This window comes from Stenotrophomonas sp. pho (assembly GCF_006228405.1).
GTDB classification, from domain to species: domain Bacteria; phylum Pseudomonadota; class Gammaproteobacteria; order Xanthomonadales; family Xanthomonadaceae; genus Stenotrophomonas; species Stenotrophomonas sepilia.
Genome location: NZ_CP029759.1, coordinates 3,672,655 through 3,698,113, shown reverse-complemented (window position 1 = coordinate 3,698,113; position 25,459 = coordinate 3,672,655). Strand labels below are relative to the sequence as shown.

Genomic DNA, 25,459 nt, shown 5'->3' with positions numbered 1-25,459 from the left:
TCTACAGGTGTTGCCCGATGGATCAGCCCAGCTTCGCCAGCACCGCGTCGGTTGCCGCGGCGGTGCTGACGGCCTGGCCCTTGGCCGCAAGGTCGGCGGTGAACACGCCGTCATCCAGCACCGCATGCACGGCGGCTTCCACGGCTGCCGCTTCGGCCTCCAGCCCCAGCGAATGGCGCAGCAGCATCGCGGCGCTGAAGATTGTCGCGTACGGATTGGCAATGCCCTTGCCGGCGATGTCCGGGGCCGAACCGTGGATGGGCTCGTAAATGCCCACCGCACCCGGCTCGCCCAGCGAGGCCGACGGCAGCAGGCCCAGCGAACCGGCCAGCATCGAGGCCTCATCGGTGAGGATGTCGCCGAACATGTTCTCGGTGACGATCACGTCGTACTCGCGTGGCTTGGCCAGCAGGTGCATGGCCATCGAGTCGACCAACTGGTGCTCCAGCGCCACGTCCGGGAACTCCTCGCGGCCGATGCGTGCGGCCACGTCGCGCCACAGGCGCGAGGTTTCCAGCACATTGGCCTTGTCCACCGAAGTGACCTTGCCGCGACGCTGCTGGGCCAGGCGGAAGGCGCTGCGCAGCACGCGCTCGATTTCGGCCACGGTGTAGCGGCACAGGTCGCTGGCGCTGCCGGCGTCGCGGGTCTTGTCGCCGAAGTAGATGCCGCCGGTCAGTTCACGCACCACCACGAAGTCCACGCCCTGCAGCAGCTCGGCCTTGATCGGCGAGGCGTGCAGCGCGGCCTCGTGGGTACGCACCGGGCGCAGGTTCGCATACAGGCCCAGCGCTTTGCGGATCGCCAGCAGGCCCTGTTCCGGGCGCACCTTGGCGTTCGGGTCGGACCACTTCGGGCCGCCGACCGCGCCCAGCAGCACCGCATTGGCGGCCTGGCAGGCGGCGAGGGTCGACGCCGGCAGCGGTTCACCGTGGCGGTCGATGGCAATGCCACCGATGTCGTGCTCGCTGAAGGTGAAGGTGTGGTTGAAGCGTCCGGCGACCGCCTTCAGGACGGCAACTGCCGCGGCGGCCACTTCCGGGCCGATGCCATCACCGGGCAGGACAACAATTTCAGCGTGCATGCTCACTCTCGTAACGTTCGATTTCAGGGACACGGCCCAACAGATACCCCAACTGGTCGACGCCTTCCAGCAGGCAGGTCTGCGAGAAGCCATCCAGCGGGAAGGAATAGACCTGGCCATCGGGGGTGCGCAGTTCGCGCGCAGCCACGTCGATGGTCAGCGCATCGTCCGGGCGCTGCATCAGCGCCTGGACGTCGGCCTCGTCCAGCACGATCGGCAGCAGGCCGTTCTTCAGCGCGTTGCCGCGGAAGATATCAGCGATCTCGCTGCTGACGATGGCACGCAGGCCCAGGTCGGTCAGCGCCCATGGCGCGTGTTCGCGCGACGAGCCGCAGCCGAAGTTGCGGCCCGCCAGCAGGATGCTGCGGCCGGCGTTGTGCGGCTGGTTGAAGGCGAAGTCGGCCACCGGCGAACCATCAGCTTGCCAGCGCCAGTCGTTGAACGCGTTGCGACCCAGCCCGGCACGCTCGGTGGTGGACAGGAACCGCGCCGGGATGATCTGGTCGGTGTCGATGTTGGTCTGGCGCAGCACCACGCTGGCCGAGGTCAGGGTACGGAAACCGGCCATCACGCCACCTCCTGTGCGAACAGTTCGCGGGTGTCGGCAACGTGCCCGTTCACCGCGGCCCACGCCGCGCTCATCGGCGAGGCCAGCAGCGTGCGCGAACCGGGCCCCTGCCGGCCTTCAAAATTGCGGTTGCTGGTACTCACGGCCAGCTGGCCGGGGGCGACCAGATCGCCGTTCATCGCGATGCACATCGAGCAGCCCGGCTCGCGCCATTCGGCACCGGCCGCGCGCACGATCTCATGGATGCCCTCGGCCTCGGCCTCGCGCTTGACGATCTCCGAGCCCGGTACCACCAGCATGCGTACGCGCTCGGCAACACGACGGCCGCGCAGCACCTGTGCGACTTCGCGCATATCGCTCAGGCGGCCGTTGGTGCACGAACCAACGAACACTACGTCCACCGGTGTGCCCGCCAGCGCCTTGCCGGCCTGGAAGTGCATGTAGTCCAGGCCCTTCTGTGCGGCGGCATCGTTGGCGACGGGAATCGGCGCATCCACGGCGATCGCGGTACCCGGATGCGTACCCCAGGTCAGGGTCGGGCGGATGTCGGCGGCTTCGATGTGCACTTCGCTGTCGAAGCGCGCGCCGTCATCGCTGCGCAGCTGTTGCCAGCGCGCCACGGCAGCGTCGAAGTCGGCGCCCTTGGGGCCGCGCGGCGTAGCGGCGACGAAGTCGAAGGTGACCTGGTCGGGCGCGACCATGCCGGCGCGTGCACCGGCCTCGATCGACATGTTGCACAGGGTCATGCGCTGTTCCATGTCCATCGCTTCGATGGTGCTGCCACGGAACTCGATCACGTGGCCGGTGCCGCCGTTGACGCCGATCACGCCGATGATGTGCAGGACCACATCCTTGGCGCCGACGCCGGGTGCCAGCGCACCGTCAACGGTGATCGCGAAGGTCTTGGCTTTGCGCTGCAGCAGGCACTGCGTGGCCAGCACGTGGCCGACCTCGCTGGTGCCGATGCCGAAGGCCAGCGAGCCGAATGCACCGTGGGTGGAGGTGTGGCTGTCACCGCAGACGATGGTCATGCCCGGCTGGGTGAAGCCCTGTTCCGGCGCAATGACATGGACGATGCCGCGGTTGTCCGAGGCCATGTCGAACAGTTCGATGCCGTGCTCGGCGCAGTTTCGCGCCAGGGTGGCGACCTGTGCCTCGGAAGCGGCGCTGGCGTAGGGCAACGTGCCGTCCGCCGCAGCCGGCAGGGTCGGCGTGGAATGGTCCATCGTCGCCTTGGTGCGGTCCGGCCGGCGCGGCGACAGGCCGCGCTCGCGCAGTTCAGTGAACGCCTGCGGCGAGGTGACCTCATGGATCAGGTGCAGGTCGATGTACAGCACGGCGGGTGCGCTGTCGGATTCGGGAACCACCACGTGGGCGTCCCACAGTTTGTCGTACAGGGTGCGGGGTGCGGAAGTCATGCGTATGCCTGGCAGAAGTACGAGATAGCGAACATCAGTAAAGAAAGCGGAACGGTCAAGTCAGCGACGGCGGGCGAGCACACGCAGGCGCACGTAGTCGGCCAGCGCCTGGCCGGCGGCATTGCGTGGCAGGTCGGCCAGCAACGCGGTGGCAGCCTCGCGCACGGTGGCGCGGGCCTCGGCGGGCAGGTCATCCAGCAGCGGCGCGGCGAATACCCGCAGCCAGCCGGCCACGCCGGTCGGCAGTGGGGTCGGGCGCGGCGTGCATTCGATCAGTTGCACCTGGAAGCCATGCTGGCGCAGGCGGTCGGCATAGGCATCGGCGGTCGGGAAGTACCACTGGAAGGTGCTGGCGCCATGGCCGTGGGCCACGCGTGCGGCCTGTACCGCCGCGACGATCGTGGCCACGTTGCCATGGCCGCCGAACTCGGCGACGAAGCGGCCACCGGGGCGCAGCGCGCGACGCACGCCTTCCAGCACGCGGTCCGGGTTGCCCATCCAATGCAATGCGGCATTGCTGAAGACCGCATCGAACTCGCTGTCGAACGACAGCGCGTGGCCGTCCATCACCTGCGCGTCGACGCCACGTGCACGGGCGGCGATCACCAGTTCCGGCGACGCGTCCACGCCGTGGATGCACGCGCCGCTCAGGGCCAGCTCGGTGCTGAGCACGCCATCGCCACAGCCCAGGTCGAGGATGCGCTCACCGGCGCGCGGATCGAGCAGGCGCGCGACCGCGCCACCGAGCAACGGTACGAAGCCGGCATCGATCGCATAGTCCTGGGCGTTCCACTGCTGGCCAGCGGCTGCGCTAGGAGTGTCGAAGGCGCTCATCTCGGGTTCCTCAGGCGGTGGCAGGGGCGGGAACGTCGGTGCTGCTGTGGGCGGTGGCCTGGCGCTGGCGCAGCAGGCGGTTGGCCACATCCAGCCAGGCCAGCGCGGAGGCTTCGATGATGTCCTTGCTGGTGCCGGTGCCGTCGTACTCCACGCCGTCGTGGCGCACGCTCAGATTGGCTTCACCGCGCGCATCGGCGCCGATGCCGACGCTGTGCACCTGGTAGCTGTCCAGCATCAGCTGCACGCCGGTGGCAGCCGACAGCGCGCCGAACAGCGCATCGACCGGGCCGTCGCCCTGCGCGGTCTCGGCCACGCGGTTGCCGTCCGGGTCGGACAGTTCGACCAGTGCATTGGCGCGGCTGCCGACGTCGCTGATGGTCATCGACGCCAGGCGATAGCCCTGCGCGTTGGAGCCGCCCTGCATCAAGGTTTGCAGGTCGGCATCGGTGACCACGCGCTGCTGTTCGCACAGGCCCTTGAACTGCTCGAACACCAGCTTCAGTTCGTCTTCGTCCAGCCAGAAGCCCAGTGCACGCAGGCGTGCTTCGACGGCGGCGCGGCCACTGTGGCGACCCAGCACCATCTGCGAATCTTCCCAGCCCACGTCTTCCGGGCGCATGATTTCGTAGGTGCCGCGATGGCGCAGCATGCCGTGCTGGTGGATACCCGATTCGTGGGCGAAGGCATTGGCACCGACGATGGCCTTGTTGCGCTGTACCGGCATGCCGACCAGGCGCTGCAGCAGCTGCGAGGTGCCGACGATGCGCGGGGTGTTGATCGAACTGTCCTGTTCGTAGAAGGCCTGGCGCACCTTCAGCACCATCGCGATCTCTTCCAGCGAACAGTTGCCGGCGCGCTCGCCGATGCCGTTGACGGTGCACTCGACCTGGCGTGCACCGCCTTCGATGGCGGCCAGCGAGTTGGCCACCGCCAGGCCCAGGTCGTTGTGGCAGTGCGCGCTGAAGATCACATTGGCGGCATTCGGCACGTCGGCGACGCCGGCGATGACCTGCTGGAACATCGCGCGGATCTCTTCCGGCGTGGTGAAGCCGACGGTGTCGGGCAGGTTGATGGTGGTGGCGCCGGCGGCAATGGCCACGCGCGAGACTTCGATCAGGTAGTCCAGCTCGGTACGGGTGGCATCCTCGGCCGAGAACTCGACATCGTCGATGTAGGAGCGAGCCAGCGAGACGTGCTTGCGTACCGATTCCAGTACCTGCTCGCGGGTCATCCGCAGCTTGTGCTCGCGGTGCAGCGGGCTGGTGGACAGGAACACGTGCAGGCGCGGGTTGGCTGCGGCCTCCAGGGCACGTGCCGAGGTCTCGATGTCGGCCTGCAGGCAGCGCGACAGCACGGCCAGGCTCAGGCTCGGGCGGCGCAGTTCGCGGCCGATCAGCGCCATCGCCTCGCGGTCGGACTGCGAGCTGGCCGGGAAGCCGGTCTCGATGATGTCCACGCCCAGTTCGTCCAGCGCACGCGCCATCACCAGCTTCTGCGGCGGGCTCATGCTGCAGCCGGGGGACTGCTCGCCGTCACGCAGGGTGGTGTCGAAGATGCGGATGCGCGGGGTGGTAATTCGTTCGATGGTGGTCACAGGGAAATCTCCTCGACAGCGGGTGCGGCGGCTTGCAGGGGGGAAGGGGAAGAGGTGGGGGACGCGAGGGCGCTGGCCTTGCCGGGCGAGCGCGGGGTTTCACTACGCCGTCGCCGTGGTTTGCGCGGCGGGCGCGGCCGGATGTCGGTGAGCAGGCCGGCCAGGACACCCGCATCGATATTCCCGCCGGACACCACCGCGCACTTGCGGCGGCCAGCGACACGGCGGCCAGCGGCCAGCGCCAGCGCACCGGCGCCCTCGGCGATGATGTGTTCTTCCAGTGCCAGCCGGACCAGGGTTTCACGCAGTTCGGCTTCGCGCACGATCACTACGTCGTCCAGCAGCGAGGTGCACAGGCGTCGGGTCAGGAAACCGGGAATCTTCACCCGCACGCCGTCGGCCAGCGAGGCGACGGGGGCGATCTCGCGTACGTCGCCGCGGATGGCGCGCGCCATTGAGTCAACGCCTTCCACCTGGGCACCGATCACGCGCACGCCCTGTGATTTCAGCGCCAGTGCAACGCCGGAGGCCAGGCCACCGCCGCCGATCGGCACGATCACCACGTCCGGTGCGTGCGCGGCCAGCTCGATGCCGACCGTACCCTGGCCGGCAATCACATCGGCGTCGTCGAACGCGGAAAGGAAGCGGTAGCCGTGGCGTTGTGCCAGTTCAACCGCGAAGGCGTAGGCCTCGTCATAGCTGGTGCCATGCTGGCGCACGGTGGCGCCCCAGTGAGCGACGCCGGCGATCTTGGTGGCCGGCGCGCCATGTGGCATCACGGTGATGGCCGGAACGTCCAGGCGGTAGGCCGCCCACGCCACGCCCTGGGCATGGTTGCCGGCCGAGGCGCAAATCACCGGCCGGGTATCGCCGCGCTCGCGGCCGGCCAGCAGCGCGTTCAACGCGCCGCGCACTTTGTAGGACCCGGTGCGCTGCAGGTTCTCCAGCTTCAGCCAGGTGCCGAAGCGCTCGGCATGGTGCAGCGGGGTAGGCGGCAGGAAGCGGCGCAGCCGGGCCTGCGCCGCCAGTACGTCGGCGACGCTTACGTCGCCGACATCGCTTTCCTGGCTGGCATCAGCGGCCGGCATGGGCCACCAGCGGGGTGCAGGCGACCGCCGCATGCGGGCACGGGCGGCGAAGAAGACGCCTCCGTACCGGCACCGTGGTCACTACGGTACGGGTGTTCATACGGATGCTCCTTCCACGGCGGTGACCTGCACGGACACGCAGTCGTAGATCTTCTCGATCTGCCGGCACAGCGTTTCCGCCGGGCGCTGGCCATCCACCACCAGTTGCAGGTGCCAGCGGCCATCGTCGGCGGCCACCGGCGCACCGCTGATCGCACGCGGCGCGAAGCCACGGCGCTCGGCCATGCCGATCACGCGCAACAGCGCGCCTTCGGCCGGGTGCAGCACCAGGTCAAGCCGGTAGTGCATTGGGGATCTCCTGGCGGGCATGGGCGGGGTTGCTTTCCAGCATCGTGCTGTTGGCGGTGTTCGGTGGCACCAGCGGCCATACGTTGGCGCGTGCATCGATGGCCACGTGCAGCAGTGCCGGGCCGGGTTCGGCCAGCAGCGCGGCCAGGCCACCCTCGACGTCATCCCGCGCGTCGATGCGGGTGGCGGAAATGCCGAACACCTGCGCCAGCGCCACGAAGTCCGGGTTGTCGGACAGGTCGATCTCGCTGTAGCGCTCGGCGAAGAACAGCTCCTGCCATTGCCGCACCATGCCCAGCGAACTGTTGTCCAGCAGCACGATCTTCACCGGCAGGCGGCAACGCGCGATGGTCGCCAGCTCCTGCACGTTCATCATGAAGCTGCCGTCGCCGGACACCAGCACCACGGTGCGATCGGGGCAGGCGAACTGCGCACCCATCGCGGCCGGCAGGCCGAAGCCCATGGTCCCCAGCGCGCCACTGGTCAGGTGGTTGCGCGGGTGGTTGAAGCGGCAGTGCTGCGCCACCCACATCTGGTGCTGGCCAACGTCGCAGGCGATCACCGCATCGGCCGGGGCCAGCTCGCTCAGGCGCTTCAGCAGCGCCGGGGCGTAGATGTGCTGGCCCGGTGCGTCGTAGCGCGCTGCGAAACGATCGCGATGCTGTGCACAGCACTTGCGCCATGCGTCCTGGTGGGCCTTGGGGAGGGGAAGGCCGCACGCAGGGCGCGGATGGCGTGACCGACGTTGCCGGGCACGGCGACATCGGCGCTGCGCAGCTTGGAGATCTCATATGCGTCCGCATCGATGTGAACGACGCGGGCGAACGGTGCGAACTCCGCCAGCTTGCCGGTGGCACGGTCGTCGAAGCGTGCGCCCAGCACCAGCAGCAGGTCGCTTTCCTGCACCGCCATGTTGGCCGCGCGGGTCCCGTGCATGCCCAGCATGCCCAGCGACTGCGGATGGCTGGCTGGCAGTGCGCCCAGGCCGCGCAGCGTCATCACGGTGGGGATGGCACTGGCCTCGACGAAATCGCGCAGGTCCTGCACCGCATCACCCAGCGCGATGCCACCGCCGGCGTAGACCACCGGCTTCTCGGCCGCGGCCAGCGCGGCAATGGCTTCGGCAATGGCGGCCTCGGCCGGCGCCGGCGGTGGTTCGACGCTGCTGGGCGCATGGGCCGGCAGATGGCTGGCGTCGGCCAGCTGCACGTCCTTGGGCAGGTCGATCAGCACCGGGCCAGGGCGACCTTCGCGGGCGATCCGGAACGCATCGGCCACCACGCGCGGCAGGTCATCGACGCTGCGCACCAGCCAGCTGTGCTTGACGATCGGCATCGTCAGGCCGAACACATCCAGTTCCTGGAAGGCGTCGGTGCCCAGCAGCGGCGTGCCGACCTGGCCGGTGATGCAGACCATCGGTACCGAGTCCAGCATCGCATCGGCGATGCCGGTGACCAGGTTCGACGCGCCCGGCCCGGAGGTGGCCACGCAGACGCCCACCTGGTTGCTGGCGCGGGCGAAACCATTGGCGGCCAGGGCGGCACCCTGCTCGTGGCGCACCAGGATGTGCTTCAGCGACGAGTCCACCAGCGCGTCGTAGAACGGCATGATGGTGCCACCGGGATAGCCGAACAGCGTGCGGACGCCTTCGGCCTCCAGCGCCTGGGTCAGCCAGCGCGCGCCGTTGGGCGGCGCGCTGCGGTGTGTGGAAGAGTTCATGGGGGAACCTTGCAAAGCGGGTGGGGGAGGGCCGCGCGGTTACGCGGCCTGTCCTTGCAACCAGACCATCTTGGCGCGCAGTTCCTTGCCCACCTTTTCGATCGGGTGCTCCAGGTCGGCCTGCTTGAACCTGTTGTAGTTCGGCAGGCCCGCTTCGTACTCGGCCACCCAGTTCTTGGTGAAGGTGCCGTCCTGGATGTCCTTCAGTACTTCCTTCATGCGTGCCTTGGTGCCGGCGTCGATCACGCGCGGGCCGCTGACGTAGTCGCCGTACTGCGCGGTCTCGGAGATGAATTCCAGCATGCGCGAGATGCCGCCTTCGTAGAACAGGTCGACGATCAGCTTCAGCTCGTGCAGTACTTCGTAGTAGGCGATCTCCGGCTGGTAGCCGGCTTCCACCAGGGTCTCGAAACCGGCCTGCACCAGCGCCGACGCACCACCACACAGCACCGCCTGCTCGCCGAACAGATCGGTCTCGGTCTCTTCCTTGAAGGTGGTCTGGATCAGGTTGGCGCGGGCACCGCCGAGGCCGGCCGCATAGGCCTGGGCATGCTGCGCGGCCTTGCCGCTGACGTCCTGGTAGACCGCCCAGATGCACGGCACGCCACGGCCGATCTCGTACTCACGGCGCACCAGCGCACCCGGGCCCTTCGGCGCGACCAGCACCACGTCCAGATCGGCGCGCGGCTCGATCATGCCGTAGTGCACGTTCAGTCCGTGGGCGAACAGCAGGCACGCCCCCTGCTTCATGTTCGGCGCCAGCACATCGTTGTAGAGCTTCTTCTGCACCATGTCGGGGGTCAGCACGGCGACCAGATCGGCGTCCTTCACCGCATCGGCGGGCGCGACCACGGTGAATCCATCGGCCTGGGCCTTGGCTTCGGTCGGACCGCCCGGACGCAGGCCTACCACCACGTCGAAGCCGGATTCGCGCAGGTTCAGTGCGTGGGCGCGGCCCTGGCTGCCGTAGCCGATGACGGCGATCTTGGTCTGGGGCAGGTCGTTGGTGCTCATGGGGGAGGTTCCTTGCGGTGGGAAGAAAAAAGAACGGCCGGTCGTCGAGGTGACGTGCCGGCCGGTCAGGGGAAAGCGGTGGAGGGGGCGCCGCGCATCGCACAGGCACAGCCACCACGAGGCGTGGTGCTGCAGGTCCGGGTTGTGCGATGAGCGTTGGTCATGGTGGTTGCGTCTGAAACCAGGTTCTGAAATGAAAAAACCCGCACCGGGGCGGGTGCGGGTTTTTGAAGAGTTCCGGTGTGTCTGTTGCTTACACGCTGGCTCGTCCCGCACCTGTGGGTTGGGTAATAAGTACGAACACAAGAATCGAACGCAGCGAGGCGGCGCCGATGGCGGCGGCTTCGATGTGGGTTCGCGGTGGCGTGTTGTGATGCAACATGCGATCGAGAGAAACACAGGCGTTTTGGCGGTGTCAACCCTCACGACAGTTTTTTTATCGGTTTCCAGTGAGTCCAGCGAAATCGCTTGCGCCGCAAGGATGGTTGCCACTGAAAGTGTTTCAGTGAACCCGAATTCACTCCTTTCAACACGCTTTTTGCGCGGATTCCGGGTCGCTGTTCGCCATGCTGGGGCGGACCCTGGTCGGCACCCACCGAAAGGCCATCGCCCATGACCTCTGCCCGATACCGCATGAAGGCCGCAGCGGCGAAGATCGCGGAACCACCTTCCACCGGAACCCGACCGTGTCCCGACGCCTTGCCCGCTCCCTGCTCGCCGCCGCCGTGCTGGCTGCCGTGCCTGCACTGTCCATCGCCGCCGACCGCATCACCGGCCACACCTTCGCCACCCGTTCGGAGGTGATCGCCCCGCATGCGATGGCGGCTACCTCGCAGCCGCTGGCCACCCAGATCGCGCTGGACGTGATGAAGGGCGGCGGCTCGGCGGTCGACGCGGCGATCGCGGCCAATGCCGCGCTCGGCTTGATGGAGCCGACCGGCAACGGCATCGGTGGCGACCTGTTCGCCATCGTCTGGGACCCAAAGACGCAGAAGCTCTACGGCTACAACGGCTCGGGCCGCTCGCCGAAGTCGCTCACCCTGGCCGAGTTCCAGCGTCGTGGCCTGAAGGACATCCCGGCCACCGGCCCGTTGCCGGTGTCGGTGCCCGGTGCGGTCGACGGCTGGTTCGCCCTGCACGACCGTTTCGGTCGCAAGCCGATGGCCGATAACCTGGCGCCGGCCATCCGCTACGCCCGCGAGGGCCACCCGGTGGCCGAGGTGATCGCCTACTACTGGGACCGTTCGGTGCCCAAGCTGTCGCAGTACCCGGGCTTCAAGGAGCAGTTCACGATCAACGGCCACGCCCCGCGCAAGGGCGAGATGTGGAAGAACCCGAACCTGGCCAGCACCCTGCAGAAGATCGCCGACGGCGGGCGCGACGCCTTCTACAAGGGCGAGATCGCGCGCACCATCGGTGACTACTTCAAGGCCAACGGTGGCTACCTGAGCTACCAGGACATGGCCGACCACCACGGTGAATGGGTCGAGCCGGTCAGCAGCAACTACCGTGGCTACGATGTCTGGGAGCTGCCACCCAACAGCCAGGGCATCGCTGCGCTTCAGATCCTCAACGTGCTGGAAGGCTACGATTTCTCGAAGATCCCGTTCGGCTCACCCGAGCATGTGCACCTGTTCGTTGAGGCGAAGAAGCTGGCCTTCGCCGACCGTGCGCGCTTCTACGCCGACATGGCATTCCAGCCGGCGCCGGTGCAGAAGCTGATCTCCAAGGAGTACGCCGCGCAGCGCCGCGCGCTGATCTCGATGGACAAGGCCTTGAAGGAAGTGCAGCCGGGCACACCGAAGCAGCTGGAGGAAGGCGACACGATCTACATGACGGTGGCCGACGCCGACGGCATGATGGTCTCGTTGATCCAGTCCAATTACCGCGGCATGGGCAGCGGCATGGCGCCGCCGGGGTTGGGCTTCATCCTGCAGGACCGCGGCGAGATGTTCGTGCTGCAGAAGAACCATCCCAACGGATACGCACCGGGCAAGCGCCCCTTCCAGACGATCATTCCGGCGTTCATCACCAAGGGGGGCAAGCCGTATGCCAGCTTCGGCGTGATGGGCGGCGCGATGCAACCGCAGGGCCATGCGCAGATCGTGATGAACCTGGTGGACTTCGGTATGAACCTGCAGGAAGCCGGTGATGCGCCGCGCATCCAGCACGAAGGCTCGACTGAACCGACGGGTCAGGCCACGGCGATGACCGACGGTGGTGAAGTGAATCTGGAAACCGGCTTCCCGTACGAGACCGTGCGCGCGCTGATGCGCAAGGGGCATCGCATCGTGTTCGCCGACGGTCCGTACGGCGGGTACCAGGCGATCATGCGCGATCCCGAGACCGGGGTGTACTACGGGGCTTCGGAGAGCCGCAAGGACGGGCAGGCGGCGGGGTACTGAGGTTTCCCGGCCACCGGGCTGAGCCCCCTCGCGGCTGAGCGCTGGAGCAGGTTCATGCGCTGGGGCGTGCGGGTGGGAGTGTCGGGGGACGCCGTAAATACGTCCTTGTAGGCTTAGCCGCGCCATCCATGGCGCGGATACCCCCGCCACTCCCACCCGCACGCCCCCGAAAATTTCCGTGCGCGTCAGCCACGGAAGAGAAGGAAGAAGATCAAGAGCAAAGGCAACAGCGACAGCCGCGCGCTGTGGGTTGGGGTCGGATCCGTTTTCCGAAGGAAAACGGATCCGACCCCTTCTTGTTTTCCGATACACCTGATCCACGCATGGCGTGGATCTACTACCGTCACTGGGAGATCGTCGGAGGCGGGGAGGGGGCAGATGGCGGGACCGTCCACGGCATGGATGCCGTGGCCGAGCCTACAGGGACGTACTTGCGGCGTGTCCCGCCATCTGCCCCCTCCCCGCCAAGCAAGCAGAAGCCCAGAGCCGCCTTGGCTTCTGCACTTGCACTTGCACTTGCTTGAAAAAGCGGTGCAGCCGCAGGCTGCAAAACACCCTCAATCCTGATCGTGCGCGCGCGCTGCCTCGGCCTGCGTCTCCTCCTGCGCCGCCATCTCGCGTGCGATCCACGCATCGATCATGTGCCGCTGGCGCTGCGCCTGCCGTCGCTCGCGGGTGTACTCCTGGTCCAGCACCCGGTACAGGGACACCATCACAAGAAGCATCAGCAGCGCGAACGGCAGCGCAGCGATGGTGATCATGCCCTGCAGCGCCTCCAGTCCCCCTGCCAACAGCAAGGAACCCGCCACGAGCGCAATGCCGACACCCCACGCCACTTTGTGCTTGCGCAATGGCTCGCCCGCGTCGTCCGTGGACATGCTGGCCAGCACAAGTACCGCAGAATCAGCCGAGGTCACGAAGAAGATCATCAGTAGCACCAGCGCAATGCACGACAGCAGCAACGGCAGCGGCATGCTGTCGAACATGGTGAACAGCACCGTTTCATAGCCGTTGCCCAGTGCCTGCAGCAGGTCGGCCTGGCCGAAGATCTGCATCCAGATCGCGGTGCCACCGAACACCGAGAACCAGAAGAAGCCCAGCAGCGTCGGTGCCAGCACCACGCCGATCACGAACTCGCGCACGCTGCGCCCGCGCGAGATGCGCGCGATGAACGAACCCACGAACGGTGCCCAGGAGATCCACCAGGCCCAGTAGAAGATCGTCCAGTCCGCGACCCAGGTGCTGGACGAGAACGGTGACATGCGCAGGCTCATCGTCACCAGCTGATTGAGATAGGAGCCCAACGTCGTCGTGAAGGTGTTGAAGATCGCGCCAGTCGGGCCGAGTACCAGCACCAGCGCGAGCAGCAGTGCAGCCAATGCAAGGTTGAAGTTGGACAGCCATTTCATGCCGCGGCCGACGCCGCTGAGCGTGGACGCCATGTACAGTACGAAAGCCACTGCGATGATGGTCAGCTGCAGCGGCACGCCCGCCTGCACGCCGAACACGCGTTCCACGCCGGCCGCGATCTGTATCGTGCCGAAGCCCAGTGCTGTAGCCACGCCAACCGCGGTGGCGACGACCGCGGAGATGTTGACCATATGCCCGATCCAGCCACGATGGTGACGGCCGATGATCGGTTGCAACATATCGCTGATCTGGCCACGGCCGTTGCGGTTGAACTGGAACCAGGCCATTGCCAGGCCGATCAGCGCATAGATGGCCCACGGGTGCAGGCCCCAATGGAAGAACACATAGCGCATGGCAGCACGCGCGGCGTCCATGCTCTCTGGCGCCAATCCTTCGGGCGGCTTGCTGAAATGCGAGATCGGCTCGGCTGCGCCCCAGAAAACCAGGCCGATGCCCATGCCGGCGGCGAACAGCATCGACATCCAGCTGGCCCGCGAGAACTCCGGCTCGGCGTCTTCGCCGCCGATGCGCAGGTTGCCGAAGCGACCGAAGGCCAGGTACATCAGGAACACCAGGGCCAGGAACACCACCAGCAGGTACAGCCAGCCGATACCGCGGATGAGTTCGCCGAGGATGCTCTGCACCACGGTATTGAAGGGGCCGGGTGCAATACCGGCAAGCAGCACCAGCATCAGAACCAGTGCGATGGAAACACGAAACACCATGAAGGAGCTTCTCCGATCAAGGGATTGAGGGGAGCGAGCAGAGCTTGCAGCGAAGGGCCGGCGGCATGCGGCGCGAACCGGGCAGGGGCCGCGTCGGCGGCGAAGGAAGCATCGGTCGCGGGAGCGCGACGGACGTGCACGTTACTGAACGCGACGTCATGGTTCTGTTAACGAATAGCGATTGGGGTCAGATCCGGAGGCGGGCGGTCTATGCTCTAATGCACACCAAGAAGCGGGGGTACCGGGCCATGTGGCCACGGTTGAGACAGTCCCTTGGAACCTGATCCGGCTCATACCGGCGTAGGGAAGCTTTGCAATGCAGCCGTGCCCGGACTCCGCCCAAGGACCGTCCGTGCGCGGGTGCCGTGCGCCGCCGCTTCGTCCCTGACCTTCCTGGACGATGCCCGATGAACGCACAGCTCTCCGCCCTGCAGCAACAGGCCCAGCAACTCTCCGAATCCGTGACCCGGCCCATTCCCGGCTCGCGCAAGATCCACGTGCCCGGTTCGCGCCCGGATCTGCAGGTGCCGATGCGGGAGATCGCGTTGACCCGCACCCCGACGCTGTTCGGCGGCGAAGAGAATGCACCGGTCACGGTCTACGACACGTCGGGCCCTTACACCGATCCGGGCGTGCGTATCGATCTGTCCGCCGGCCTGCCGGCACTGCGTCGCGGCTGGGTGGAGGAACGTGGCGATACCGAGCAGCTCGAAGGCCTGAGTTCGTCGTTCGGGCGTGATCGCGAGCACGACCCGAAGCTTGATGCCGTGCGCTTCCCCGCGCGCAGCCTGCCGCGTCGTGCACGGGCAGGCGCGAACGTCACCCAGATGCACTACGCGCGCCGCGGCATCATCACCCCGGAAATGGAATTCGTTGCCATCCGCGAGAACCAGCGGCTGGAAGCGATCCGCGATGCGGGCCTGCTGCAGCAGCATCCGGGCGAGGCGTTCGGCGCTTCGATCCAGAAGATCATCACCCCGGAGTTCGTGCGGGATGAAATCGCGCGCGGCCGCGCGGTGCTGCCCAACAACATCAACCATCCGGAAAGCGAGCCGATGATCATCGGCCGCAACTTCCTGACCAAGATCAATGCCAACATCGGCAACAGCGCCGTTTCCTCGGGAATCGCCGAGGAGGTAGAGAAACTGGTGTGGGCGATCCGCTGGGGCGGTGACACCGTGATGGACCTGTCCACCGGCAAGCACATCCATGAAACCCGCGAGTGGATCATCCGCAACTCGCCGGTGGCGATCGGTACGGTGCCGATCTACCAGGCGCTGGAGAAGGTCGACGGCCGCGCCGAAGCACTGACCTGGGAGATCTTCCGCGACACACTGATCGAGCAGGCCGAGCAGGGCGTGGACTACTTCACCATCCACGCCGGCGTGCTGCTGCGCTACGTGCCACTCACCGCCAAGCGGGTGACCGGCATCGTCAGCCGCGGGGGCTCGATCATGGCCAAGTGGTGCCTGGCGCACCACAAGGAGAATTTCCTGTACACGCATTTCGAAGAGATCTGCGAAATCATGAAGGCCTATGACGTGACCTTCTCGCTGGGTGACGGCCTGCGCCCGGGCTGCATCGCCGATGCCAATGACGCCGCGCAGTTCGGTGAGCTGGAAACGCTGGGCGAGCTGACGAAGACTGCCTGGAAGCATGATGTGCAGACCATGATCGAGGGCCCCGGCCACGTGCCGATGCAGCTGATCAAGGAGAACATGGACAAGCAACTGCGTGAGTGCGGCGAGGCGCCGTTCTATACGCTGGGGCCGTTGACCACCGATATCGCACCGGGCTACGACCACATCACCAGCGCGATCGGCGCGGCGATGATCGGATGGTTCGGCACGGCCATGCTCTGTTACGTGACGCCGAAGGAGCATCTCGGCCTGCCCAATCGCCAGGACGTGCGCGACGGCATCATGGCCTATCGCATTGCCGCGCATGCAGCCGACCTGGCCAAGGGCCATCCGGGGGCGCAGGTTCGCGACAACGCATTGAGCAAGGCGCGCTTCGAGTTCCGCTGGGAAGACCAGTTCCACCTTGGCCTGGATCCGGAGAAGGCCAAGGAGTTCCATGACGAGACGCTGCCGAAAGATGCGCACAAGCTGGCCCACTTCTGCTCGATGTGCGGCCCGCACTTCTGTTCGATGAAGATCACCCAGGATGTGCGTGACTACGCCGAAGCCGGCATGAAGGAGAAGTCGGAGGAGTTCCGCGCGGCTGGCGCAGAGGTCTACCACCAGGGATGACGAGCAGCCGGGTGCCGGCCGCTGGCCGGCGGCCGGTTGTGCAGGGGCCGGGAGGAGTGCTGGCCAGCGGCCGGCACCACCGCTCATCACGCCGCTCCCCGCTATGCTCCGCGCATCACCCTGGGGAAGGACACCATGCCCGTTGCCATGACCACCCGTTGGCTGGCCATTGCCCGCCGTCATCCTTCGGCCTGGCTGCTGGGTGCCCAGTTGATCGCGGTGCTGCTTTACCCCGCGCTGGATGACACCGCTGCCGGCCGCGCGGCGCTGGGCATGTTCGGCATGGCGGTACTGGGCCTGGCGCTGTGGGTGGTCCAGCGCAGCCCACTGGGCACCTGGCTGGCACTGCTGCTGGCCATCCCGTCGGTGGTGTTCTCGCTGGCCGGTGCATTGCTCGACCGCAGCGCACTGCTGACCACCGCACAGTTGCTGGAGAGCCTGCTGTACTTCTATACGGCCGGCGCCCTGATTGCCTACATGCTCCAGGACCACAAGGTCACCCGCGACGAACTGTTCGCCGCAGGCGCGACATTCACCTTGCTTGCATGGGCATTTGCGTTCGCATTCGCGGTATGCCAGCAGTGGTACCCGGGCAGCTTCCAGGGCACCGGCGGAGGCTCGCAGCGCAGTTGGATGGAGCTGCTTTATCTCAGCTTCAGCTTGCTGTCTGGCGTCGGCTTGAGTGACGTCGTGCCGTTGCATCCACAGGCACGCGCACTGGTCATGCTGGAGCAGTTTTCCGGCGTGATGTACGTGGCTTTGGTGGTTTCGCGGCTGGTCGGATTGACCATGTTGCGGCGCATGTGAAAATGAACGCCAGATAAAAATTTCGCGCCCGATAGGGCGCGAATGATGTCGCAAATTATGTGAATGCGTCGGCGAGAGAGAGCCTGATGTCGACCACGCGATAGGCGAGGTAACTTGCATAGGCTAGTATTCGCGCGCTCGATTGTTTTTGCGGTATGCGCCGATGCTTTGTGCGGAGTCTGGCTTTTCGCTGTTCCCAGGACGGGGCGGTATCGAAGGCAAACACTGCCCGGGACCTGTCTCTACTGTGTAGCAGAAAATGAACAGCAGCGAAATCCAGTTCCCGGTATCCGATCGGATCCGGATAGGAGAGTGCACCGTCACTCTGTCCTCGCGCGAAGTCGAGGTCGTCGGCGCGCGTCGCCCGCGCCGGCTGACGCCGAAGGCGCTGGGCGTGCTGCGCGTGCTGCTGCGGCAGCCGGGTCGCGTTGTCACCCGCGACGAGTTGTTCGCCGAGGTATGGCCGGACACGCTGCCGACCAACGATGTGCTGACCCAGGCCGTCACCCAGCTGCGCAAGGCGTTCAGCAACGACGACGACAACGGCCAGGCCTACATCGAAACCATCGCCAAGACAGGCTATCGGCTTCTGGTCCCGGTGCAGGTGCTGGACGATGCCGAGCCCGTGGCCGCAGGCGTCCCCGACGACGAAGGCATGGCCGCGCAGCCGGTGACCACTGCTGCGTTGCCTGCGCATCCACAGGCAGCGCGCCGCCGCTGGCGCCATATCCGTCGGCGCGTGCTGCTGGTGCTGGGCGTGTTGATGCTGGCCACGCTGCTGGTGTTGACCACGCTGCTGCTGCGTCGTGCACCGGCCGGCAGCTCGCCGGTGGAGGCTGCCGTGGAGAACGGTACGCGGGTGATCGGCAGCCCGCAGCGACCGTATCGGTTGATCACCGCAACCAGCGGCTTCGAAACCTATCCCACGCTGTCACCGGACGGTTCGCTGGTGGCCTATGAGGGCGCCAACGAGGATGGCAACGGCGGTGGCGCGATCAAGCTGCAGACCTCCGGCAACGCACCGGCGCGCCAGTTGCTGGCGCCACCGGCCGGTGCCGTCGATCGCTTCCCGAACTGGTCGCCGGATGGTCGCGAAATCGCCTTCGCGCGGTTCTCCGCCGACGGCGGCTGCCAGGTACTGATCGCCAGCGCCACCGGTGGCGCACTGCGCCAGGCCACACGCTGCGATGGCACGGAGCTGCTCAGTTTCGACTGGACGCCAGATGGGCGTGGCCTGGTGTTCGGCAGCATGGTCGGTCGCTACGCGCACCGTGGCATCCGCGTGCTGGACCTGGCCAGTGGCCAGTGGCGCGCGCTGGCCTACAGCGTCGACCAGGATGACTTCGACTACGCACCGCGTTATTCGCCTGATGGGCAATGGCTGGTGTTCGTGCGCAACCCGCAGCTGGGTGATCTGTGGCGGGTGCCAGCCGCAGGCGGTACGCCCGAGCAGTTGACCAACGAAGCGGCAGAGCTGCGCGGCTGGGCCTGGCTGGACGATGGCCGCACCATCGTCTTCGGTCGCCGCGTCGACAGCGAGGCGCGGCTCTATTACCTGGACGTCGAGCGGCACACGTTGCGCGATGCCGGCCTGGATGATGCGCAGTGGCCAGCGGTGTCGCGACGCGGTGGCATGCTGGCGTTCGTCCACCGGCGCGCGCAGTTCGGCGTGTTCAAGGTGCCGATGCAGGGCAGCGGCTCGCCCGAGCGACTGTTCGCCTCCAGTGGCCGCGATGGGCAGCCGATGGCAGCGCCTGATGGCCGCCAGCTGGTCTTCACCTCCGATCGTTCCGGCAGCTTCGCCCTGTGGTGGGCGGACATGCAGCGACCGGATTCGCTGCGTCCCATCGAAGGGCTGCGGCCGGAAGCGCGGCAGGCGCCTGACTGGTCGGCCGACAGCCGGCAGTTGCTCGTGGTTGGCCGCGATGCGCATGGGCGCACGGTGCTCTATGAAATCGCGCCACGCGATGAACGCCTGCAACCCTTGCCGGTTCCTGCCGAACAGCCGTTGCAGGCACTGTATGGCGCCTCGCCGCAGCAGCTGTTTGTGGTCGAGCGCGATGCCGACCAGCGCACGCGGTTGAGCCTGTTCGATCGCAGCGTCCAGCCCTGGCGCCGATTGGCCAGCATCGATGGGGTGTCGCAGGCGCGCTTTGACCGGAGCAGTGGCCGCGTGTTGTTCACCCGCTTGGCCGCCGGTGGCCTGTGGTCGGCGGATGCCGCGTTGTCCCCGGCCAGCGTGCAGCAGATCAGCGATGACCGGCCCAGCCGCTGGCGATACCGGGCCTGGACCGTGACCGGCAACAGCGGCATCGGCTACCTCGGTACCTCGACCACGTGTGGCACCACCTTCGTGCGCATCCAGCCCGGCCGCGAGGAGCCGGAACGTTGCCTGGACGCAGAACGGCTCAGCGCCGGCAACGGGCTCAGTGCCAGCGCCGACGGAAAGGACCTGTTCGTGGCGATGGCGGTCAGCGATGGCGCTGACATCGGCGTGATGCGGTTGCCCGAACGCCCGCCTGCACTGTTCCCCGCATTCTCCAAGTTGTTGTTGTTCAAGGGAAATGGGCCTTCGTAATTTCTTCGTCGGGATCTCGTCGCGAATTCGTGGCGATCTCGTCGGACCTTCCTGACGCAGTGCCGCCTGATTTGGCAAAACGGAGTCCTGTACTAGGCAAATCCGTGGTGCCCCCATGCGTCAACTCTCGCTGGCCGATCGCGGCCAAACTGTTTCCCTGGACCGGTCGCTCGACGACGTCGCACCGACCTGCCTGGGCGTGGCCCGGCTGGGCAGCCTGCAGACCGCCGGCTCCAGCTTCACTGTCTGGATGCAGGTGCGTGGCAGCTCGTGGGTCGAGGCCAAGGAAGGGCGCTTCCGCCTGCGCCAGGGCGAGTGGATCGCGTTCGAGAAGGAATCGCGGCCGCTGGTGCAGGCCGGTCGCAACGGGTTGTGCGTTGGCCTGAACCTGAACATCGAAGCGCTTCGCGTGCTGACCGAGATGGCCGACTGCGGCCTGTATGCAGGTCGTGGCCGGATGAACCGCACTGATGCGCGCGTGGCGCTGCGCCTGTGGCGCGACGCGCTGGCCAGCGGCCAGCCGGCACAGGCCCTGCGCCCGCTGCTGCTGCACCTCGCGGGCCTGCAGCGCGGCCTGGCCGACAACGTGCAGCGCTGCCCGGGCCGCTCGCGCAGCCGCAAGCGCCAGGTGTTCGGCCGCATGCAGCGCGCGCGCCTCTATCTGGAAGGCAACAGCCACCGGGTGGTGCGCATCGGCGAACTGGCCGAGCTGACCAACTTCTCCAGCTGGTACCTGTCCAAGACCTTCCAGAGCCTGTACGAGGAAAGCCCGCAGTCGCTTTCGGCACGACTGCGCCTCGAACGCGCCGCTGATCTGCTGCGCGACACCGACATGATGGTGGGCGAGGTCGCTGCCGCCAGCGGTTTCGACAACTGCTGCAGCTTCGCGCGTGCGTTCCGCGCCCGCTACGGCCAGTCCGCATCGCGCTTCAGGGAGAACGGCGGCTTGCTCCCGCCACAATCCGCAAAGTCTCCGGTTGGTTCGCGCAAATACAGCGCTGCAACGCAATCGTAACGTGCTGGGGTGTTTTAACACGCTGCTAACACGTACCTTGGAGAGATAGATGAACGTTCGTAATCCCGCAGTGCGGTTCGGCTTGCTGCCGGCCGGCATTGCGCTGGCGCTGGCGCCGGCCTTTGCTTCGGCGCAGGAAGCAAAGGGCACCACCGACCTGGACCGCATTTCGGTCACCGGCTCGCGCATCCGCGGCGCTGCCGTTGAAACCCAGCAGCCGATCGTCACCCTCAGCCGTGAGAACCTGGAAAAGCAGGGCTACACCTCGGTTGCTGACGTCCTGCAGAACCTGACCTCGGCCGGTTCCCCGGCCATTTCGCGTTCGGAGTCGCTGGCTTCGGGCGAGAACGTGGGCGGCTACTACGTCGACATCCGCAACCTGGGCGCCCAGCGCACCCTGGTGCTGATGAACGGCAAGCGCCTGGGCGCAACCACCGCCGGTTACCAGGATCTGAGCCAGATCCCGATGGCGGCCATCGAGCGCATTGAGATCCTGAAGGATGGCGCCTCGGCCATCTACGGTTCGGACGCCATCGCGGCCGTGGTCAACGTGATCACCCGCAAGCGCTTCGACGGCGCTGAAGCCAGCGTCTATGTCGGTCAGTACGGCAAGGGCGACGGCGACACCGAAACCTATTCTTTCACCCTCGGCAGCATGGGCGAGCGCGGCGGTGTCACCATGTCCGCCGAGTATTCCAAGCAGGATCCGGTGTGGGCGAAGGATCGTTGGTTCAGCCGTGACGGCAACGCCGGCCCGAACTACCCGCGTTCGGGCGCCAGCCCGATCAACCAGAAGGGTGGCTTCTGCGACCCGTGCGTCACCCCGAACTTGAAGCAGGGCGAGCCGGGCTATGTCGGCCCGAGCGACCAGCGCTGGTACACCCTGCGTGACGGCGGCAACCCGGCCAACCGCGCCGACTACCGTCTGGAAACCTCTGCTGACGCCGTCAATGCCAACGAGCAGATGATGGTGCAGACCGGTATCGAGCGTAAGTCGCTGTACGTCAACGGCAACTACGACTTCACCGACGCGATCTCGTTCAACGCTGACGTGCTCTACAACGAGCGCAACACCACCCAGCAGATCGCGGGCTATCCGTACCAGTCGGCGTCCTTCGGCACCCCGCTGTCGGCCGACAGCGCGTTCAACCCGACCGGTGAAGACCTGACCTTCCGACGCCGTCTGTGGGAAGTGCCGCGCACCACCGAAAGCCAGGTCAAGACCCTGCGCTTCGCCCCGAGCATCAGCGGCTTCTTCGACTTCGCCGGCAAGACCTTCGACTGGGACGTCGGCGCGCTGTGGAACCGCAACGAAACCACCAAGCGTGGTCACGGCGACATGAGCCTGATCGCATCGGAACAGGCGCTGGGCGCTTCGTTCATCGGTGCTGATGGCGTCGCCCGCTGCGGCACCAGCATGTCCGATCCGCTCGCCACCAGCGGCTGCCGTCCGTGGAACCCGCTGCTGCCGTTCGGCGTTGCCGGTGCCGGTTCGCTGGCCGACCAGGCCACCCAGGACTTCCTGTTCCCGTACTTCACCGATACCGGTCTGACCAAGACCACCAGCTTCACCGCCAACCTGTCGGGTTCGATCGTGACCCTGCCGGCCGGTGACCTGGGCTTCGCCGTGGGCGTCGAGCACCGCAAGGAAGAAGGCCGCTTCTCGCCGGACGCCTTCGCGCAGTCGGGCCAGTCCACCGGCCTGGGCGCGCAGACCACTCAGGGTGAGTACTCGCTGGACGAGGTCTACCTGGAACTGAACGTGCCGGTCCTGGCGGACATGCCGTTTGCCAAGGAACTGACCCTGAATGCTGCGACCCGTTACTCGGATTACAGCAACTTCGGCGACACCCTGAATTCCAAGTTCGGCTTCACCTGGCGTCCGCTGGACGAGCTGCTGGTTCGCGGTACCTGGGCTGAGGGCTTCCGTGCTCCGACGATCGACAACCTGTACGGTGGCCTGAGCAGCAGCTTCGAGTCGTACACCGATCCGTGCGGCATCACCGCGCCGGGTTCGGTCAACGGCAACGCGGCCTGCTCGGCGGCGGGCGTCCCGGTTGGTTACACCCAGCTGGGCCAGGGCCTGATTCCGTGCACCTCGACCCCGTGTGCGACGCCGGACCAGTTCATCTCGGGTGCCAACCCGAACCTGACCCCGGAAACCTCCAAGAGCACCACCATCGGCCTGGTCTGGAGCCCGCGCTGGGTGCAGGGCCTGGACATCTCGCTGGACTGGTACAAGTACGAAATCAGCGACATGATCATCGCTGACAGCGTCGACCGCATCCTGCGTGACTGCTACGTGTTGGGCGATGCTTCGCGTTGCGCCGCACACACCCGTGCAGGCGATGGCCACATCAACGGCATGACCTACGGCCTGGCCAACCTCGGCCAGATGGAAACCCAGGGCTACGACCTGGGCATCAAGTACCGCCTGCCGGAGCTGGCCATCGGCCAGTTCGCGATCGACTGGCAGACGAGCTACCTGGCCAAGTACGACGAGCAGGGCCAGAACGCTGACGGTGACAACATCACCATCGGCCGTGTGGGTGAGCCGGGCCTGTTCCGCGTGCGTTCGAACCTGGGCCTGACCTGGTCGAAGGGTGACTTCGGCGTGGCGTACACCGCGCGTTACTACTCGGGCATGAACGAAGCCTGCGTGGCCAACCGTCCGTGCGACGACGCCGACCGCTACCAGAACGGTGAGAAGTCGCCGCTGCGCAAGACCGGCTCCAACACCTTCCACGACCTGCAGGTCAGCTGGAAGGCACCGTGGGATGCCACCATCGCGCTGGGCGCCAACAACGTGTTCGACCATAAGGGTCCGATCATGTTCACCCAGCCGAACTCGAGCTTCGCCTACTACGGCGGCTTCGACGTGGGTCGCTTCCTGTACATGAAGTACACCCAGCGCTTCTGATCCATCGAAGTGCGATAGCAGAACGAGGAGGGCGGACCGCAAGGTCCGCCCTTTTCATTTCTGTAAGGAAATTCTGATCATGTCGAGAAGGTGAGTGCAGTCACTGTCTGCTCTTGTCACATTCAGCACAGTAGGCGCGTCCAATACCGGACACTGGGAGATGGATATGAAGCGCACGCTTTTCCGCCAGGTATCGGCCGCAGTCCTGATCTATGCAACGCTGGTGGGCTCGCTGTCCGCACAGAACATCATCGTCTGCGGCGGCGGTGTGTACTGCGAGCAATTCCGGCTGGAGTGCCTGGCCAAGGGCAACGCCCCGGCCCTGTGCGAGCGCCAATGGCGTCTGTGCGTGCTGGACGCCTGTCCGCAGCGCTGAGACAGGAAAAAGGGCGCGTCCGTTGGACGCGCCCTCATGCGAGGCGGAGGCAGGCGCCCGCGTGCCGCTCAGGCGTCAGTGGGTGTCAGTCCCATCAGTGCATTGGCGTGCTCGCGCCATTGCGGCAGTTTGTTCAGCACGCCTGCACGCTGCAGGTAGTCCTCGTCCACCGGATCGCCATTGACCAGCGCCAGGGCCACGTGCACCGCGCCGGTCACCCAGAAGCTGCGGGTGTTGGCGCGCTGCGGCTGCAGGTGGAAGGCCACCGCTTCGATGATCGGCATCGGCAGGCCCCACAGGCCCAGCAGGTAGGCGCCGGCCTCGGCATGGCCTGGGCGGGTATCGCCGGCCAGCGCGGGCTCGCTGCGCTCGTTGCGCACGCCGGGCAGCAGCAGGCCGATGTCGGCCAGCAGTGCGGCGGTCGCCCCCAGTTCGGCGCTGGACTCGGGCAGCAGGCGCGCGGCCAGCCGGGAGGCGAGCAGGGCGCGCTGCTGCAGTGAGTTGCGCTCGGCAGCCGACAGCGTCGGCGCGGAGAACACTTCGCTGGCCAGCACCAGGTCACGCAGCGTGGCCAGGCCCAGCCGGGTGACTGCGGTGCGCAGGTCGGCAATGGTGCGGCCCTGGCTGAAGAACGCCGAGTTCGACAGCTGCAGCACCTTGGCCGCGATGGCCGGATCGGCGGCGACCAGCTTGGCCACATCGGCACTGTCGGTATCGTCGTCATGTTCCAGGGCCTGGGTCAGGCTCAGGTACAGGTGCGGTGGCGATGGCAGTTTCTCGATACGGCCGATGGCATCGCGCAGGCGCGGGCTGTCCAGCACTTCGCGCAGTTCTTCCAGGCTGGTCAATGCCTCCAGCAGCACTTCCGGCGCCAGCGGCAGCGGCAGGAAGCGGTGGGCGACACCGATCAGGCGCGCCGGCGGCGGGCGGTTGCCATGGTGTGCATCGACCAGCGCGATGCGGATGGTTTCCGGGCGCAGTGTCCGGATCTGGCCCAGCAGCGTGGTGGCATTGAGATCGGGCAACTGCGGGCAGACGATCACCGCGTCCACGCCCTGCGTGGCCACCGCGGTCATCGCGGTCTGGCCATCGGCGGCGGTCAGCGGCTGCCAGTCTTCCCAAGATCGGCAATGAATTCGGTCAGCTCAGCCGGCAGGCTGGCTGCATCCCCAACAAGCAGAATACGCACGACACGTTCCCCTGGCTGTCTCGACGATGGATGTCGATGACGTGTGAAGTGACGCAATTTACCTAATACGGCAGCAAGAGTGATGTGCCGTCGTCATGAAACGTGACCCGCA

16 protein-coding genes, 2 pseudogenes and 1 riboswitch are annotated in these 25,459 nt (G+C 66.5%); of the genes and pseudogenes, 7 read left to right on the top strand and 11 right to left on the bottom strand.

The genetic code is table 11. The features are described from left to right. Positions 1-22 precede the first annotated feature (22 nt). From leuB to ilvC, 9 genes and pseudogenes are all read right to left on the bottom strand, one after another. Complete coding sequence (gene leuB, locus DL544_RS17250) at positions 23-1,084, bottom strand: 3-isopropylmalate dehydrogenase (RefSeq protein ID WP_139727628.1); 1,062 nt, start codon at positions 1,082-1,084, stop codon at positions 23-25. Beyond that, positions 1,074-1,652: a 3-isopropylmalate dehydratase small subunit gene (leuD, locus tag DL544_RS17245; RefSeq protein ID WP_005419117.1), complete on the bottom strand. Its 579-nt coding sequence runs from the start codon at positions 1,650-1,652 to the stop codon at positions 1,074-1,076. The genes leuB and leuD overlap by 11 nt, the downstream gene beginning before the upstream one ends. Continuing rightward, positions 1,652-3,070, bottom strand: coding sequence for a 3-isopropylmalate dehydratase large subunit (gene leuC, locus DL544_RS17240; protein WP_139727626.1), 1,419 nt, complete (start codon positions 3,068-3,070; stop codon positions 1,652-1,654). Before leuC ends, leuD begins: the two co-directional genes overlap by 1 nt. A 60-nt stretch (positions 3,071-3,130) precedes the next feature. Continuing rightward, positions 3,131-3,904: a class I SAM-dependent methyltransferase gene (locus DL544_RS17235; protein ID WP_065178344.1), complete on the bottom strand. Its 774-nt coding sequence runs from the start codon at positions 3,902-3,904 to the stop codon at positions 3,131-3,133. 10 nt (positions 3,905-3,914) lie between these two features. Further along, positions 3,915-5,501, bottom strand: a complete 1,587-nt coding sequence (locus tag DL544_RS17230) for a 2-isopropylmalate synthase (RefSeq protein WP_065178345.1) — start codon at positions 5,499-5,501, stop codon at positions 3,915-3,917. Further along, positions 5,498-6,589: a threonine dehydratase gene (locus tag DL544_RS17225; protein ID WP_053499063.1), complete on the bottom strand. Its 1,092-nt coding sequence runs from the start codon at positions 6,587-6,589 to the stop codon at positions 5,498-5,500. Before DL544_RS17225 ends, DL544_RS17230 begins: the two co-directional genes overlap by 4 nt. A gap of 96 nt (positions 6,590-6,685) precedes the next feature. Then, a complete protein-coding gene (locus tag DL544_RS17220) occupies positions 6,686-6,937 on the bottom strand; it encodes an ACT domain-containing protein (RefSeq protein ID WP_005419108.1) in 252 nt (83 codons plus the stop codon). Then, positions 6,921-8,656: pseudogene (ilvG, locus tag DL544_RS17215) on the bottom strand (acetolactate synthase 2 catalytic subunit). Before ilvG ends, DL544_RS17220 begins: the two are co-directional and overlap by 17 nt. Before the next feature lie 39 nt (positions 8,657-8,695). Next, on the bottom strand, positions 8,696-9,670 hold the full coding sequence (gene ilvC, locus DL544_RS17210; RefSeq protein WP_053499062.1) for a ketol-acid reductoisomerase: 975 nt from the start codon (positions 9,668-9,670) through the stop codon (positions 8,696-8,698). A 686-nt stretch (positions 9,671-10,356) separates the two neighbouring features. On the opposite strand from ilvC, the gene ggt reads away from it, so the two are divergent. Continuing rightward, positions 10,357-12,075: a gamma-glutamyltransferase gene (gene ggt, locus DL544_RS17205; protein ID WP_065196510.1), complete on the top strand. Its 1,719-nt coding sequence runs from the start codon at positions 10,357-10,359 to the stop codon at positions 12,073-12,075. A gap of 557 nt (positions 12,076-12,632) precedes the next feature. On the opposite strand, the gene DL544_RS17200 is transcribed toward ggt, so the two are convergent. Further along, positions 12,633-14,210: a BCCT family transporter gene (locus DL544_RS17200; protein WP_065178347.1), complete on the bottom strand. Its 1,578-nt coding sequence runs from the start codon at positions 14,208-14,210 to the stop codon at positions 12,633-12,635. Between the two features lie 224 nt (positions 14,211-14,434). Continuing rightward, positions 14,435-14,535, top strand: a riboswitch (TPP riboswitch). Positions 14,536-14,617: 82 nt separating this feature from the next. Between DL544_RS17200 and thiC the strand changes: the two genes are divergently transcribed. The 6 genes from thiC (at position 14,618) to DL544_RS17170 (ending at position 24,158) form a co-directional block, all read left to right on the top strand. Then, a complete protein-coding gene (gene thiC, locus DL544_RS17195; protein ID WP_139727624.1) occupies positions 14,618-16,462 on the top strand; it encodes a phosphomethylpyrimidine synthase ThiC in 1,845 nt (614 codons plus the stop codon). Positions 16,463-16,597: 135 nt separating this feature from the next. After that, a complete protein-coding gene (locus tag DL544_RS17190) occupies positions 16,598-17,269 on the top strand; it encodes an ion channel (protein ID WP_050562719.1) in 672 nt (223 codons plus the stop codon). A gap of 259 nt (positions 17,270-17,528) precedes the next feature. Continuing rightward, a complete protein-coding gene (locus DL544_RS17185; protein WP_065185348.1) occupies positions 17,529-19,847 on the top strand; it encodes a winged helix-turn-helix domain-containing protein in 2,319 nt (772 codons plus the stop codon). Positions 19,848-19,962: 115 nt separating this feature from the next. After that, positions 19,963-20,862 carry a helix-turn-helix transcriptional regulator gene (locus tag DL544_RS17180; RefSeq protein WP_053497516.1) on the top strand — a complete coding sequence of 300 codons (900 nt, stop codon included), beginning with the start codon at positions 19,963-19,965 and terminating at the stop codon, positions 20,860-20,862. Positions 20,863-20,911: 49 nt separating this feature from the next. Then, positions 20,912-23,782: a TonB-dependent receptor plug domain-containing protein gene (locus DL544_RS17175; RefSeq protein ID WP_032954497.1), complete on the top strand. Its 2,871-nt coding sequence runs from the start codon at positions 20,912-20,914 to the stop codon at positions 23,780-23,782. Positions 23,783-23,948: 166 nt separating this feature from the next. Then, positions 23,949-24,158: a hypothetical protein gene (locus tag DL544_RS17170; protein WP_032954496.1), complete on the top strand. Its 210-nt coding sequence runs from the start codon at positions 23,949-23,951 to the stop codon at positions 24,156-24,158. A gap of 68 nt (positions 24,159-24,226) precedes the next feature. Here DL544_RS17170 and DL544_RS17165 read toward each other — a convergent pair. Next, a pseudogene (locus DL544_RS17165) lies at positions 24,227-25,347 on the bottom strand (HDOD domain-containing protein). Between the last annotated feature and the right edge of the window lie 112 nt (positions 25,348-25,459).